The following is a 15,111-nucleotide window of genomic DNA, read 5'->3' as shown; positions in this document are numbered from 1 at the left end:
CTATTTTTGTTGTATGAGACTGCCGTCTCGCAAGGTTGCAATGCCCGATTGGATGTCGACTTCAGTTGGATCAACCATATGCGCTGTTGCCTGACGCTGCGCGATGCCAGACGACGGAGGATGCGTCCTATCACGACTGGTAGTCAGGCACATTCTGGGCTAGTTGCGAACTTGGCTTGGAATGTGCCTGTTTGGCAGAATCGAAATCGCGAGCCATATCACTCGACTATGTGCCACTCAGCTGCCGAAGTGCTTCCAGCGTTGGTGATGCGGCCAGCTTTCCGTAGGCTTTGGAGCAGATAGCTTACATGGTCGCCTTTTTGCTTTGCCGTAAGGTCTGCCGGCAAGGCATGATCCAGCCCTGCGATAATCTCCGCTCTTGAACATGGGCGCACGCGCAGGAGCTCCAAGATCAACTCCTTGAAGACGCTATTGTCTACGCCCTTGTTTCGCACATACTCGCTGTGGGCACCGGTGGCTGCTGCCACCTCGGCTGAGACCGTCAGTTTGGGGTAACGGCCCCTAACGAGGCCTTGTTCGTGAAGCAGACGTGACTGTTCCTTTGTGACGGGTAGTCCCTTCTGAACGAGGTCCAACAGCAGTACTGTCACCAAATCAAGATTTCGATTGCTTGCGAGAAGTCGAGAATAGTCCTCGTTGAGAACCGTACCGTACAGCGTTACGGCAACGCGCCCAATCTCAGATAGATCGTAGGTGGGCATTGGTAATAGGCGGTTGCGCTGAATATCGAAGACGTTGCGAATGCCTATGGCGTTGCGGTCCATCATGCCTGTTTTGTTCATAGCGCTTGAAAGCAGGGGGTTACGGTAGTAGGGCGGCTTGTAGCCGCTCGCGAGCGCGTTCTCTATCGTCTCGGGGATAAAGGCACCCTCGTTCTTGAATATAAGCTTGTCCTCATACTCAAGGACATTGATCTTTCCTGACATCCTGAAATCTTGATGCGCAATAGCGTTGTGGAGAAGTTCTCGAATGACTTCGGGACTGTAGCGATGCGCTTCGGTGGGAAATAGCGTCTCTTCGCGGTCGAAGAAGCGATACTTTTCGTTTCTTATCTTTCCCAGGATACGATCGACCTGCAGAATGAAGGGCGGCTCAAAGTGTTCATAGGCCATAGTGGAGCCGTCGCTCGCGTAGAGCGTCCAAGTGATGCGCGGCTCAATGCCACCCAGAAAGACACTCGATTCCGGTTTGCCCAGAAGAACGAGCGCCGCATTGCTCACGTGGCCGTGGATCACAAGCGCCATCTTGCTAAGGATAGATTCTTCGTCGAGGCTACTAACGGCAGGCTGGCTTTCTCCGAACTTTTCGACGAATTTGGAGCATGCAAAGCTAACTGCATCTGGATCAAGGTCACCGAAGTTTGCCTCGTAGGCAATCTGGCGCGACCAGTCGGGCCGGCTCTGCCCGTAAATGGCGTCGAGTTTGAACTTGGGCATCTCTACGAGGGACTCATTCTCTCGTGACCAAGGGATTCCGTGCCAAGTCGTTGGCGTTGCGAAGCTGCCAGCCGGTATCTGGAAAGCAATGACTCTTTTGTCATCAACCTCAAACTCGTAAATCTCTTCGAAAGTCATGCCGTTGTTGGTGTATTGGGCGATTTCGTGCTTTAGGCGTCGCAGGCCGACACTTGGCGATTGGGGTTCTTTACGGTAGGCGGTTCCCTTTATCTTGCGGTCGTTTGAAATGCCAAAGAAAAGCCATCCGCACTCTGCCTTGCGTAAATTGGCCTCGTTGCTGAGGGCGGAGAAATACCTGCCAATGTCCTCGAAGTCATAGTTCTGCTTTGCTGCCTTGTATTCGACGACCTCGGTCTCGACGTCTGCAATGATGCGCAGAAGTAGGGAGGGCATTTCGCTCGTTTTCCGTATCATGACACTCCATATAATGTAATTTTATCCGCAACTAATGTAATTATATCTCCTGTTACATTAGCCGCCCGTGCATAAGGCTGTAGGCCGACTGTAAGGTCATATATTTCAGTGCATATAATGTCTGTACTTTTAATTTACCTCGCAGATTAGCTGCCAGGGGAAACGGAAAATAATGTGTCTTCTTCTAATGTAATTTCGCATGTAGCTTCGCGGATAACGCGTGAAATTACATTAGTACACGGAACTATTGCCGCCTGCTGCGGTGACGCTGCTGTCCATCTTCGTTGCCCGCTCCAATTCCAAAATGTTAGGTTCATGCCTGCTGCCCATACTTGCACCTGCGCACGGTACAATGGTTGGGTTACGACCAACGTGCCAATAACCAAAAAGGAGCCGCTATGATCGATCGCTATACCCGCCCGGAGATGGGACACATCTTCTCCCTCGAGAACAAGTACGCCATTTGGCAGGAGATCGAGGTTCTGGCCTGCGAGGCCCAGGCGGAGCTCGGTAAGATCGGTATTTCCAAAGACGAGGCCCAGTGGATCCGCGATCATGCCAACTTTGAGAAGGCGAAGGTCGATGAGATCGAGGAAGTCACGCGCCACGACGTCATTGCCTTCCTGACCAACATGAAGGAATACATCGATGCCGATGTTCCCGAGGGCGACCCCAAGCCCAGCCGCTGGGTTCACTATGGCATGACCAGCTCCGATCTGGGCGACACGGCTCTGTGCTACCAGCTCACCCAGGCCTGCGACTTGATCATCGAGGACGTCAAGAAGCTCGGCGAGATTTGCAAGCGTCGCGCCTTTGAGGAGCGCAATACGCTCTGTGCCGGCCGCACTCATGGTATCCACGCCGAGCCGATGACCTTCGGCATGAAGTTTGGCTCTTGGGCCTGGGAGCTCAAGCGCGATCTGGATCGTCTTGAGGACGCCCGCAAGAATGTTGCCTTCGGCGCCATCTCGGGCGCTGTCGGCACCTACAGCTCCATCGAGCCGTTTGTCGAGGAGTATGTCTGCGAGCACCTGGGCCTGGTTCACGACCCGCTGTCCACGCAGGTTATTAGCCGCGACCATCACGCCTATCTCGCCGGTGTTCTTGCCACCACGGCGGCCACCTGCGAGCGCATCGCTACCGAGGTTCGCAATCTGCAGAAGACCGATACCCTCGAGGCCGAGGAGCCGTTCCGCAAGGGTCAAAAGGGCAGCTCCGCCATGCCGCACAAGCGCAACCCCATCACCATGGAGAAGGTCTGCGGCCTGTCGCGCGTCGTGAAGGCCAACGCGCAGGTTGCCTTCGACAACGTCGCCCTGTGGCACGAGCGTGACATTTCGCACTCCTCTGCCGAGCGCGTCGCCCAGGCCGATAGTTTCATCGCGCTCGACCACATGTTCCAGTGCCTCATCCGCGTTATCGACGGCCTGCAGTTGTATCCCGCTCGCATGATGGCCAACCTCAACAAGACACGCGGCCTCATTTTTTCCTCCAAGGTCCTGCTGGCCCTCGTCGACACGGGCATCACCCGCGAGGACGCGTACGCCATTGTGCAGGAGAACGCCATGGCAACCTGGCACGAGGTACAGGATTGCGTCTCCGGCCCCACCTTTAAGGAGCGTCTCGAGGCTGATCCGCGCTGCACCGTCAGCCAGGAGAAGCTCGACGAGATCTTTGATCCGTGGGACTTCCTCACCCGCATCGACACGGTCTTCGATCGTCTGGAGCAGCTGAGCTTCGAGTAGGGTTGACCTAATTCGACCGCCTGCGGATGCATTTCAACCATTGGCGCCTTGCCCGTTTTGGGCAAGGCGCTTTTTTCACTGCCGCATTGGCTCCCGGTAATAAAATGAACTTTACTGCTGTTTCGATGAAAGGAGGAGCGTGCCCAGACGTATCAAGCGAGTCGCCATTGTCTCGTTTACGCTCATGCTCCTTGTTGCTGCCTGTGTGGTCGCCCTGACGTATACCGTTCGAAGCAGTTCTTCCTCCTCGAATGAAGCCGACAAAGATCTCCCAGTACTCAAAATCGGCGTTACGGATAACGACCCCTATGTGTATATCGATACCACGGGCGATTACGTCGGTATCGATATCGACATCGCCCGCGAGGCCTGCAAGCGTGCGGGGCTCAAGCCACAGTTTGTCGATATTGACTGGAACGATCGCGACCGGCTGCTCAAAAACGGTGATATCGATTGCCTGTGGTGTGATTATTCTCCCTGCTATCGCGAGGATAAGTATTACTGGACCGAGCCGTATTTAACCGTGCCGGTCTCGGTTGCCGCCAAGAAAACGAGCGGCATCAAGTCCTTGGCGCATCTCGATGGAAGCAAGACCATCGCGGTGATTGCGGGCTCGGTGAGCGAACGCCGATTGCTCGCAGGGGATCTGGAAATCTCGCCGGACGTGCAAATCAAATCGTACGGTTCTGCCGAGCTCTGCAAAGCCGCCCTCGCCAAAGGGTATGTCGACTGTTGGATGGCGGACGTTCAGTCGCTTGATCGACTTGTCGCCCAGTATCCCGGCCTTTACCGCGTGTTCGCTGACAACGTTATGACGGTTGACCTTGGCGTCGCGTTTAAGGACGGCTATGAGGGGGAGTACGTCAAAAACCTCAATACCGTGCTGTTCGAGATGGATCGAGATGGCACGATTGAGCGCATTGTGGGCAAGTACAAGGCAGGGGCGACGACGGACGGGCAAGGAGCGGAATCATGACAAATGATGAGCGCCGCTTGCGCCGAAAGGCATTAGTCACCGCGGCTATCTGCGTTGTGGTCAGCGCTGTCCTGTTGGGTCTGCTGTATATGGTCGGCACGCATCGCTGTCTCGATAAAACGCTTGGGTTTGGTCAGGAAACCATGGTGTTTTTAAAAAACGCCTGCGAAAAATATGACCGATATGAACAGGGAAGAAAAACCGAAGCGACGCACAATTTGGATGCCGCGCTCGAGTCGTTTTCGACGTTCTTGCCGTCTGATCACGTTGAAGTCAACGATGACCTCGTCGAGGAGTACGTCCATACCGAGCACCTTTCGGGAATGTTGGTCATGGACGCCGACGGCCATATGGCCGCTCATTACGATATTGATGGTCGCGATCCGCTGATGCTGTGGCGAGAGGAGCTGGCCTGTTCGTCGGTCGCATCGATGTATCGAGGATCCAAGGTGTCCTACTCGACGGTCGTTGAGCGTCGCGATGTCGACTTTGCCGTGAGTGTTGTTCCGTACGGTGATGGCGTAGCGCTGGGGTATCGATCGCTTGCGCCCGAGCCCGCCGATGATTATTCGTATACGATCGCCGACGTGCTCGTGAACAACACATTCCATCAGAGCCCAACGGTGCTCGTGATGCGCGATATGCAGATCGTTTCCTCAAACGATTCGAATGTCGATCTAACCCTTGCCCGGCTTCTTGCCGATAGCGGAATTGATTGGAAAGACGAAGGCTTAACACGTATCGAATATCGGGGAAGTACCTGGTATGCCGTGCGTGCGGCGTATGAGGACTATCGCCTGTTTGCGCTTTATCCCAAATCTGAGGTCATGTCGGGCAGGATTTCATTTATCGCTGCCGGCGTGCTGGTGTGCTTGGCGTTTTGGGTTGTAGTGCTGTTGGCGCGCAACATTGCCGATCGTCGCAATTTGGCCGAAAAGGACAAGCAACTCGGCATCATCAATGCTATCAGTTCCATATATGAGTCGACCTTCCTGCTGCATCTCGATACGCTCGAGATCGAGGGAATTAACATGTCGCCATCGGTGGCAAAGATATTTTCCGAGCACGCCGAGGTGTATGACTTTTTGACAACGGTTTGCCGAGACATCGTGAGTCCCGAAAGCCGCGAGGCGGTCATGGAGCTAATAGATATAAGCACGCTTCAGGACCGTATGGAGGGCATGCCGTACTTGGATGCCGAGGTACGAGATTGCCGAGGTACGTGGTATTCGCTGCAGGTTGTTCCACAGCGCCGCGATGAGCAGGGTCGACTGGAATCGGTCGTCGTGGCGACGCATAACATCTCGATGACAAAGCGCGCCGAGGAGCTTTCTTTCCAGGACAAGCTGACGGGACTTCGCAATAGAAATTACCTTGAGTCCCTTGGCGACGACCTGGTGAACGAGTCCCTGCCCGTGAGTGTGATCATGATGGACTGCAATTTCCTCAAGCGCACCAATGATCTCTACGGTCACGAAATGGGCGATGAGCTGCTACGGCGTACTGCATCTGTATTGAAGCGGACGGCAGGCGAGAAATTTGTACCCATGCGCGTTGGTGGAGACGAGTTCTTGCTGATTTGCCCTCACACCGATCGCGAATCCGCATGCAAAGTGGTGCAAGATCTTCGCCTCAGCCTTGCTGCTGCGAGCGATGAGGTGCTGACAGTCAGTGCGTCGTTTGGCGTCGCGACGGCAGAGACACCCGGATGTTCGCTGACCGAGATGTACCACATCGCTGACCACAACATGTATCAAGAGAAACGAAAAGTTCACGCTCGGGAAGCAGATTGCTAGTATTGCTACCGCCGGTTTGCGCATTGGGGAATGTTGAATCGGTGCCCGCGATACTTTATCGGTTCGGACGGGGATAATAGACGTCTGAAATTGCTTTACGAGAGGGGAACGCAATGATTAGTTTTGATTACAAGCCTCAGGGCGTATGCACTCGCAATATCCACCTTGACCTGTCCGATGACGGCAACAAGGTGGTGGGCGTCGAGTTTACCGGTGGCTGCAACGGCAATCTCAAGGCTATCTCTAAGCTGGTCGAGGGTGCTCCTGCCGATCGCGTCATCGAGGTTCTCGCTGGTAATACCTGCGGTATGAAAAAGACTTCTTGCGCCGATCAGCTCACGCGCGCTATCGAGGCCGCTCGCGCCGAGATCGCCTAATGAGTATCGCCGACCACGTCAAGAACGGAATATCGCGCCGCGGCTTTGTGCTCGGAGGGACTGCCGCGGGCGCTGCCACGGTGCTTGCCGGATGCTCAAAGAAAACGGGTACCAGCGACGACGCCGCCGGCGAGCCGCAGGTTATCAAAGACGACTCAAAGATTGTCTCGATTACGGATGAGTATGAGGCCGTCGATATCGATCTTGAGCCCATGGCGACATGGACATTGCCCTTGGGTACGCTGCTGTACTACTGCGACGGCGATTACGCCGCGGCGATGATGGCCCCGGCGTCTGCGCTGCATGCCAACACGCTTGGCGTGCTCAACTTGGGCGACGGCTCGCTCACGACGCTCATCGAGGATCCTATCGAAGGTGCGGGGTATTCGTTTTACGATGTCCGCGCCGGCGATGGCGTGTTTGCGTGGGTTGAGATGAACTTTGCCAATTCATCGTGGAAGCTCTACGCTCAAAATCTGTCGGGCGCTTCGCTCTCTGGCGACGTGGTTGAGCTCGATCGGGGTGGCAAGGACTATGATCCGCCCCTGTTTACGGCGTTCGGGTCATCGGTCATCTGGTATAAAATGCCTTCGGCAGGCGGCAATAAAACGAGTAGTGATTCGTTTTGCTATCGTCGCTCGCTTGATGAATCCAAGGCCGAGACAATTTGGAAATCGACGGGCCGCTTTGCATCGGCCCCGCGTGCGAGCGACGGCATTTTGACCATCTCGCCGCGTGTCCGCAACGACGAGGGCGTCTACTACGGCATAACGGCAATCGATCTGACCGACGGCAACAACACCAAACGTGCCCAGCTAGTCCTTCCCTCGTCAGTCTCGCCTTTCGAGGCCGTATATATGGGCGATACCTTCGTGTTTTCTATCGAGGCGACCTATAGTGGCGTGGGCAGCTTGGGCAACATGGGCACGTATATCGGTAATGAGGGAGGGTCGTACCTCTTCCTGTCACGCGAGCCGCTCGCATGTGCGGCTGGCAAGAAGAATAAATACCTTGTTAAGGTGCAGGCATCGCATTTCCTGATCGACACCTCTGCCAAGACCTATGGCTCGCTGCTGTCGCCCGACCGCGCTTTGGAGTATGGCGATTATCCAGCTACGGCGGGAAAATCGGACTCATTCCTTACGTACGCCACGGTGCGCAACAGCCAGGGTATACCAGAGACGGTCACTGCACGCCTATTCTCTCTTTAAGCTTAGAGGGGTTAAAAAGGCGCCAACAGGGGAATAAACGCGTTGTAATTGTGAGTACCGCCCGCCGAGCTGCCGCGTCATAGCGGCATCCGGCGGGCTCAGGTGCGTTAAAATGGGCTTGTTCTTAGCTAATTGAGACAGGGGGGCCGTGTTATGGCTTCAGATGCAAAAAAGATTCTGCTGGTCGAGGATGAGAAGGCAATCCGTGACGCCGTCGCTGCCTATCTCGAGCGCGAAGGCTACTGGGTTGTGGGCGTCGGCGACGGCCAGTCCGCGATCGAAGAGTTCGAGAAGCATCAGTTTGACCTGGTCGTGCTCGATCTTATGCTCCCCAAGATCCCCGGTGAGCGCGTTTGCCGCACTATCCGCGATACCTCGGATGTGCCCATTATCATGCTTACCGCCAAGGGTGAGATCGAGGACCGTATTATCGGTCTTGAGCTCGGCGCCGACGACTATCTGATCAAGCCGTTCTCGCCGCGCGAGCTCGTCGCCCGCGTTCGCGCTCTGTTCCGCCGTGCCCATCAGGCTGACGAGCCCGCCGTCGAGGTACTCGACTTCGGCGATCTGGTCATCGATATCTCGGGCCACAAGATCTTGGTCGAGGGCAAGGAAGTGGACCTGACCGCTTCCGAGTTTAAGCTGCTCACCACGCTTGCTCGTCATCCCGGCCGTGTGTATAACCGCATGGAGCTGGTCGAGAAAGTGCTCGGGTATGACTTTGAGGGCTATGAGCGCACCATCGATAGCCACGTGAAGAACCTTCGCGCCAAGCTGGGCGATGATCCCAAGAAGCCCAAGTGGCTCTACACCGTCCACGGTGTCGGCTATCGCTTCGAGGCTCCGGCCAAGACCGATAAGTCGGACGAGAAATAGGGAAATCACATATGACACCTGCGCGCTTTGAAATCGGACAAAAGCACAAGCAGGAGAGCGAGGCGGGTTCCAAGGCTAGTTGGAACACGCCTCGTTCCGATTCACGGCCAACGATGAGCTATCCCTCGCGCATGGCACTTGCTTTTGCTCTGACATCGCTCATGACGGTATTGGTGCTGGTGGGCGTTGTCTCTGTTGTGTGGGGCACGGTCTTTTCGGATTACACGCGCTCCAATATCGTCGAAATCGCAAATTCCGCAGCCGAAAAGCTTGCGACGTCGTACGAGGAAAACGGCAATTGGACTGCGGGCGAGCTGCGCACGGTCGCGACATCGAGTTTGGTGTCCGACGATTTGGGCATGCAGGTCGTCAATAAAAAGGGCGTTGTTGTCTATGACGACTCGTGGCCTTCGGCAAGTGCGACTGCCGATGTGCGCGAGAGCGAATCGGCGTCTCGCAGCTCGAGAGGTAAAAAGGCCTCGCATAGCCCGGTTTCGTCGGCGCCCACCGACTCCGATAGCGTGGCCAACGTCGAAATCATAACGCCTTCCGGCCAGCATGTCGGACAGGTAAAGCTATGGGCCATCGGCTCCGATGCTCTGCTCACCAAGGCAGATTCTGCGTTTAGAGAGAAGACCTTTAACGCCATGGTCCTTGCCGCGGTTGTTGCAGTCTGTATCTCGGTCGTTATCGGATCGTTCATGTCGCGTATGCTCACCAAGCCGATTCATCGTATTACCAGCACGGCCAAACAAATTCGCGATGGCGATTTGTCCGCTCGCACGGGCTTGCGCGGCGATGACGAAATCGATCAGCTGGGTGAGACCTTTGACGAGATGGCCACTTCGCTCGAGAAGGATATGAAACACGAGAAACGTTTGACCTCGGACGTGGCTCACGAACTTCGTACTCCGCTTATGGCCATGCTCGCAACGGTCGAGGCCATGCAGGATGGCGTATATCCTACCGACGATGAGCACTTGGAGACTGTTGCTTCCGAGACGCGTCGCCTGGCTCGTCTGGTGCAGCAGATGCTCGACCTGTCGCGCATGGAAAACAGCACGGCTCCGCTCAACCTTGAGCCGGTGGACATGGTTCCTTTCGTGCGTTCCATCGTCAATGCCCAGGAGCGCCTGTTTGTCGACCGCGATCTGCGCTTGCGCTTTGCTGACGAGACCCAAGGTCACGACGATGTCGTCGAAGCCGATCCCGACATGATCACACAATGCGTCATCAATCTCATGAGCAACGCCATGCGCTACACCCCCGAGGGCGGTTGGGTCGTGGTGTCGGTGCTCAGTGACCGCAAACACGTCAGCATTGCCGTTTCTGATACCGGCATCGGTATTGCCAAGGATGACTTGTCGCGCATCTTCGGCCGTTTTTGGCGCGCCGATGCCAGCCGTGCCCGTGAGGCGGGCGGTCTGGGCGTGGGCCTCGCCGTGACTAAACAGATCGTCGAGCGCCATCACGGCTACATATCTGTGGAGTCGGAGCTTGGAAAGGGTACGACTTTTACGATTCATCTGCCTCGCGAGCACACGGCGGACGCGGCATCTACTACAATGGAGCACTAGCTTTTCGCTATTCGGTGAAGGAGGGGTTTCGTCCCTGCCGCTCCGAGTTTGCGAAAACGTGCGGGAAAGAACCCGCATTACTGTCGTATTTTGGTAAGGAGTGACTCACGTGACAACGATGGAGCGTCGTCCGGATTCCCGTGGCAAGGTTCGTGATATCTACGATGCCGGTGAAAACCTGCTGATGGTCGCCACCGACCGCATTTCTGCGTTCGACTTCATTCTTCCCGACGAGATTCCGTTTAAGGGAGAGGTGCTCAACCGCATCTCGGCATTCTGGTTCGATAAGTTTGCCGGCATCGTTCCCAACCACCTCGTTTCCATCGACCCGGCGGATTTCCCCGAGGAGTTTGCTGAGTATCGTGACTACCTCGCCGGCCGCGCCATGCTGGTTAAGAAGGCCCAGACGATTCCTATCGAGTGTATCGTCCGCGGCTATCTGACCGGTTCGGGCAAGAAGACCTACGACGAGAACGGCACCGTCTGCGGCATCCAGCTGCCTGAGGGCCTGACCGAGGCTTCCAAGCTTCCCGAGCCGCTGTTCACGCCGTCCACGAAGGCCGAGATCGGTGACCACGACGAGAACATCTCGTTCGAGCGTTGCTGCGAGATCGTGGGCGAGGATATCGCCACGCAGATTCGTGACCTTTCCCTCAAGATCTACAAGGCCGCTGCCGAGTACGCCGCGACCCGTGGCATCATCATTGCCGACACCAAGTTCGAGTTTGGTGTCATCGATGGCAAGGTCACGCTGATCGACGAGTGCCTCACGCCCGATTCCAGCCGTTTCTGGCCTGCTGCCAGCTACGAGGAGGGCAAGATCCAGCCCAGCTACGACAAACAATTCGTCCGCAATTGGCTCAAGGCCAACTGGGATATGACGGGGGAGACCCCGCACCTGCCCGCCGAGGTCATCGATGGCACGTCCGAGCGCTATCGCGAGGCCTTCCAGATCATCACGGGCTCCCAGTTCACAAGCATGAAGGAGAACGCATAAGTGAGTACCCGTAGCGCCACGAACAAGCGCACGCAATCCCGCGAGGTTACCGGGGTTGCGCGCAAGTCCGCCGCATCTGCTAAGCCTGCCCGTCAGGCAGCGAGCTCTGTCCGCGTCGTGCCGGCTTCGTCTAAGGCACGCCGCAAAGAGCTCGAGAAGGGCGAGAACCTCGAGGGCCTCTCTAAAGAGGAGAAGCGCGCCCGCAAGGCTAAGCAGCGCGCCAAGGAGGATCGCATCTACACGGTGTCGAATATCCTTCTCAAGCAGGATGAGGACTACACCAAGCGCCGCCGCATCTGGTGGGCCGTGCTCGCTATCGGCATGGTGCTCGTCGTGGCCATTTGGGCCTCGCTGTACTTCGCTCCCGCTGGCATGGTGTCCAGTCCCGTCCAGATGGTCGGCATCGTTTTGTCTTACGTCGTCATTCTGGGTGACTTTATCTACGACTTCGTTCGTATTCGTCCCCTGCGCAACATGTACCGCACGCAGGCTGAGGGCATGTCCGACAATAAGCTCAACGCCCTTATCGAGCGCGCGGCTGCCGAGGAGGACAAAAAGGACTCCAAGAAGAAATAGCGTTTGCATTCATACTTATCGCTAAGATATAAGGCGCGTCGTTTTTGCGGCGCGCCTTTTTACTGTTCTATAGATAGATGGAGTGGCACATGATTCGAGCTGCCCTGACGGTTGAAGAAGCTCTGGAGGGCATGAAGGCCCTGGAGCCCAAGATTAAAAACTATGCGCGCCTGGTCGTCCGCAAGGGCGTAAACGTCAAGCCCGGCCAGGAAGTCGTCGTTCAGTCTCCGGTCGAGTGCGCGCCGTTTGCGCGCGTGGTGGTCGCGGAGGCCTATGACGCCGGCGCCGGCCACGTGACGGTCATTTGGGCCGATGATGCCGTGACGAGGCTCACGTACGAGCATGTCGATAAAAGCTATTTTGAGCAGACGCCCGAGTGGAAGCGCCTGCAGCTGGATTCCCTGGCCCAGGACGGTGCCTGCTTTATCTTTATCGAGGGTGCGGATCCCGCAGCCCTCAAGGGCATCGATCCAGCCAAGCCGGCCGCGGCATCCAAGGCGAGGAATACGCAGTGCAAAGTTTTCCGCCGTGGACTGGATTACAACATCAATCCGTGGTGCATCGCCGGCGCTCCGGTCGTGGCTTGGGCGCACGAGGTGTTCCCGGGAGACGCCGATGAGGTTGCAATCTATAAGCTGTGGAATGCGATTCTGCACACCGCTCGCGCCGATGGCCAGGACCCGGAGAGCGACTGGGAACTCCATGACGCCGCATTCGAAAAGAACCTGCGTTTCCTAAACGATAATCAATTTGATTGCCTGCACTACACCGCTTCGAACGGAACCGATCTGACGATTGGCATGACGAAAGGTCACGAGTGGGCCGGCGGCAAGGGCAAGACGCCCGATGGCCACCCCTTCTTCCCCAACATCCCCACCGAGGAGGTTTTTACCTCGCCTGATCGCATGCGCGCTGACGGAATCGTCTACTCGGCCATGCCGCTCATCCACCATGGCAATAAGGTCGACGATTTTTGGATTAAGTTCGAGGGCGGCCGCGTAGTGGACTACGATGCCCGTGTGGGCAAGGCAACGCTCGCAAGCATCATCGATACTGACGAGGGCGCTGCTCACCTGGGAGAGGTCGCGCTCATCTCCAAGAACACGCCGATCCGCGAAAGTGGCGTACTGTTCTACGATACGCTCTATGACGAGAACGCTAGCTGCCATCTCGCGCTAGGTGTCGGTTTCCCCGAATGCATCGAGGGTGGGTATGACATGTCCAAGGAAGAGCTCCTGGAGCATGGCGTTAACGTCTCGAGCACGCACGTCGATTTTATGATTGGCACGGACGACATCGATATTACGGGCATTACGCCTGATGGACGTGAAGTTGTGATTTTCCAGAACGGCCAATGGAGTTGGGAATAGTCCCAGACCGTGGTACAATGCCACCCGCGGGCCGTTAGCTCAGCTGGCAGAGCAGGGGACTTTTAATCCCAAGGTCCAGGGTTCGAACCCCTGACGGCCCACCATAGAATGGAAAAGCGACTGGCGGATGCCGGCCGCTTTTTTGTTGCCGCGACGCGGGTTCGAACCCGAAAGGGCGCGGAGCTGAGTAAACGCGTGAGCGTTTGCCAGCGCAGCGCGCAAGGCGCGAAGCGCCGCAGCGGCCGCCTGCGGAGCAGGCTGAACCCCTGACGGCCCACCCAAAGTAAGGAATACGAAATGAAAACAAATAGATACGGAATTAGCGGCAGCACATTAAAGATAATAGCAGCCATTTCGATGGTTCTCGATCATGTAAGCAGGATCGTCCTGACCAATGGAATCATGACTCACGCATCGTACAGTCAGATATCAGACGAACAGTGGGCGATTCTAAGCGAGGCTTCGGATATGCTTCATGTTCTTGGCAGAATTGCATTTCCCTTATTTTGCTTTTTGATAGTTGAGGGATTTTTGCATACTCATGACTTAAAGAAGTACCTGCGAAATATGCTTGTCTTCGCAATCATTGCGGAGCCCATATACGATTTCGTCCAAACCGGGCAACTATTTGACCTTCGGCAACAAAATGTTATGTGTGAGCTCCTGCTTTCCTTGGTCTTTTTGATTGTTCTGGAAAAGATACAAAGTCTTTCAAAACGGAAAAGATACATCGCAGAAACTGCTCTGATTGTTTTGACAGCACTGGCAGCTGAATACACTAAACTAGATGGCGGTGTGTATGGCATTATGCTTGTGGCTGCATTCTATTTATTCCACGACAGCAAGGCCAAGATGTTCTTTGCTGCAGTATGTGCAGTGCTCCTTTCGTCATGCCATATAGTTGGCGGCGGATTCGAGCTTGCTGCAGCTAATGTACTTAATCCTGATGTTGCTGCCGCGGTCGTTTCGTTGCTGCTTATCAATCTTTATAATGGTAAGCGAGGGCTGAAGCTCAAATATTTCTTCTACATTTTCTATCCGGCACATCTTGCTCTGCTTTATGGTGTCTCACTTATTGTTTTGAACTGTCTTTAAAAACTCTCAAACAAGTCTCTGAAAACGGAAACAAATTGACCCTAAGACTGCTTGTGAATTTCCGGAAGACCTGAGAGATGCGAGGATAGGCAACGAGGGCTGCAGAGAGATGCTTCTCAGTTCTCTGGCGGATCGCACGTATCTGTATGAGGATCACTTCCACACACTCATTAATAACAGTGATAAACACGGCAGATCCTCAAAACATGAGGCTGTGGAGGTCGAACGATGCTTCGAAAGCATGAATGGCAGCGAGAAAATGAGTTCGGAAGCGCCCTCTGGATGATCCAGCATAGAATAGAAAGCGATCGGCTCCGGCTGGTCGCTTTTTTGTTGCCGCGCCACGGGTTCGAACCCGAACTTCTCTATATATAAGAACGCTTGGCGAACAAAACCTGCCTTTTACCGACGGGAAACAAATAGCTGATGCTTTTGGAGTAAAGTGGCGCTCCAGAGATGACCGATGCCTTAACACCTATAAACCAGCTGGTCATCGCCAATATCAGAAGCCAATGCTTCAGTTTTAACCTCAGTGATGCGACTGAGGGACCTATTCATTTGTGAACAAAATATGGAGTGCGCGATTCCCGCCCCCGGCGCCCCTCCGGTCTGGCAATATATCT

12 protein-coding genes and 1 tRNA gene are annotated in these 15,111 nt (G+C 55.4%); 12 read left to right on the top strand and 1 reads right to left on the bottom strand.

The features are described from left to right. Nucleotides 1-218: 218 nt before the first annotated feature. Nucleotides 219-1,892: an RNA-binding domain-containing protein gene (locus DWV20_RS07790; protein ID WP_117637911.1), complete on the bottom strand. Its 1,674-nt coding sequence runs from the start codon at nt 1,890-1,892 to the stop codon at nt 219-221. Between the two features lie 398 nt (nt 1,893-2,290). On the opposite strand from DWV20_RS07790, the gene purB reads away from it, so the two are divergent. From purB to DWV20_RS07730, 12 genes are all read left to right on the top strand, one after another. After that, complete coding sequence (purB, locus tag DWV20_RS07785) at nt 2,291-3,637, top strand: adenylosuccinate lyase (protein WP_022093797.1); 1,347 nt, start codon at nt 2,291-2,293, stop codon at nt 3,635-3,637. 139 nt (nt 3,638-3,776) lie between these two features. After that, nucleotides 3,777-4,613 carry an ABC transporter substrate-binding protein gene (locus DWV20_RS07780; protein ID WP_117634747.1) on the top strand — a complete coding sequence of 279 codons (837 nt, stop codon included), beginning with the start codon at nt 3,777-3,779 and terminating at the stop codon, nt 4,611-4,613. After that, nucleotides 4,610-6,409: a diguanylate cyclase gene (locus DWV20_RS07775; protein ID WP_117759188.1), complete on the top strand. Its 1,800-nt coding sequence runs from the start codon at nt 4,610-4,612 to the stop codon at nt 6,407-6,409. The genes DWV20_RS07780 and DWV20_RS07775 overlap by 4 nt, the downstream gene beginning before the upstream one ends. A gap of 113 nt (nt 6,410-6,522) precedes the next feature. Continuing rightward, on the top strand, nt 6,523-6,786 hold the full coding sequence (locus tag DWV20_RS07770; protein ID WP_117735816.1) for a TIGR03905 family TSCPD domain-containing protein: 264 nt from the start codon (nt 6,523-6,525) through the stop codon (nt 6,784-6,786). Continuing rightward, nucleotides 6,786-7,997 (top strand): twin-arginine translocation signal domain-containing protein, encoded by a 1,212-nt coding sequence (locus DWV20_RS07765; protein WP_117759186.1) that lies wholly within the window; start codon nt 6,786-6,788, stop codon nt 7,995-7,997. The genes DWV20_RS07770 and DWV20_RS07765 overlap by 1 nt, the downstream gene beginning before the upstream one ends. A 153-nt stretch (nt 7,998-8,150) precedes the next feature. Further along, nucleotides 8,151-8,873 (top strand): response regulator transcription factor, encoded by a 723-nt coding sequence (locus tag DWV20_RS07760; RefSeq protein WP_006236208.1) that lies wholly within the window; start codon nt 8,151-8,153, stop codon nt 8,871-8,873. A gap of 11 nt (nt 8,874-8,884) precedes the next feature. Then, nucleotides 8,885-10,450: a cell wall metabolism sensor histidine kinase WalK gene (locus DWV20_RS07755; RefSeq protein ID WP_117759184.1), complete on the top strand. Its 1,566-nt coding sequence runs from the start codon at nt 8,885-8,887 to the stop codon at nt 10,448-10,450. A 118-nt stretch (nt 10,451-10,568) separates the two neighbouring features. Beyond that, nucleotides 10,569-11,447, top strand: a complete 879-nt coding sequence (locus DWV20_RS07750) for a phosphoribosylaminoimidazolesuccinocarboxamide synthase (RefSeq protein ID WP_117563999.1) — start codon at nt 10,569-10,571, stop codon at nt 11,445-11,447. Then, a complete protein-coding gene (locus DWV20_RS07745; protein WP_117759180.1) occupies nt 11,448-12,023 on the top strand; it encodes a hypothetical protein in 576 nt (191 codons plus the stop codon). An 89-nt stretch (nt 12,024-12,112) separates the two neighbouring features. Further along, nucleotides 12,113-13,393 carry an aminopeptidase gene (locus DWV20_RS07740; RefSeq protein WP_117637906.1) on the top strand — a complete coding sequence of 427 codons (1,281 nt, stop codon included), beginning with the start codon at nt 12,113-12,115 and terminating at the stop codon, nt 13,391-13,393. Nucleotides 13,394-13,421: 28 nt separating this feature from the next. Beyond that, nucleotides 13,422-13,497 (top strand) — tRNA-Lys (locus tag DWV20_RS07735). Nucleotides 13,498-13,690: 193 nt separating this feature from the next. Beyond that, nucleotides 13,691-14,488 (top strand): TraX family protein, encoded by a 798-nt coding sequence (locus DWV20_RS07730; protein WP_117759178.1) that lies wholly within the window; start codon nt 13,691-13,693, stop codon nt 14,486-14,488. Nucleotides 14,489-15,111 lie beyond the last annotated feature (623 nt).

The organism is Collinsella sp. AF02-46-1, assembly GCF_003465825.1.
Classification (GTDB): domain Bacteria; phylum Actinomycetota; class Coriobacteriia; order Coriobacteriales; family Coriobacteriaceae; genus Collinsella.
Note: the sequence above shows the minus strand (reverse complement) of the source record. Positions and strands in the feature narration are given on the sequence as shown.

Coding starts and splice junctions, on each gene's coding strand:
- DWV20_RS07790 (WP_117637911.1), bottom strand. CDS start 1,892: ATGATACGGAAAACGAGCGAAATGCCCTCCCTACTTCTGCGCATCATT.
- purB (WP_022093797.1), top strand. CDS start 2,291: ATGATCGATCGCTATACCCGCCCGGAGATGGGACACATCTTCTCCCTC.
- DWV20_RS07775 (WP_117759188.1), top strand. CDS start 4,610: ATGACAAATGATGAGCGCCGCTTGCGCCGAAAGGCATTAGTCACCGCG.
- DWV20_RS07770 (WP_117735816.1), top strand. CDS start 6,523: ATGATTAGTTTTGATTACAAGCCTCAGGGCGTATGCACTCGCAATATC.
- DWV20_RS07765 (WP_117759186.1), top strand. CDS start 6,786: ATGAGTATCGCCGACCACGTCAAGAACGGAATATCGCGCCGCGGCTTT.
- DWV20_RS07760 (WP_006236208.1), top strand. CDS start 8,151: ATGGCTTCAGATGCAAAAAAGATTCTGCTGGTCGAGGATGAGAAGGCA.
- DWV20_RS07755 (WP_117759184.1), top strand. CDS start 8,885: ATGACACCTGCGCGCTTTGAAATCGGACAAAAGCACAAGCAGGAGAGC.
- DWV20_RS07750 (WP_117563999.1), top strand. CDS start 10,569: ATGGAGCGTCGTCCGGATTCCCGTGGCAAGGTTCGTGATATCTACGAT.
- DWV20_RS07740 (WP_117637906.1), top strand. CDS start 12,113: ATGATTCGAGCTGCCCTGACGGTTGAAGAAGCTCTGGAGGGCATGAAG.
- DWV20_RS07730 (WP_117759178.1), top strand. CDS start 13,691: ATGAAAACAAATAGATACGGAATTAGCGGCAGCACATTAAAGATAATA.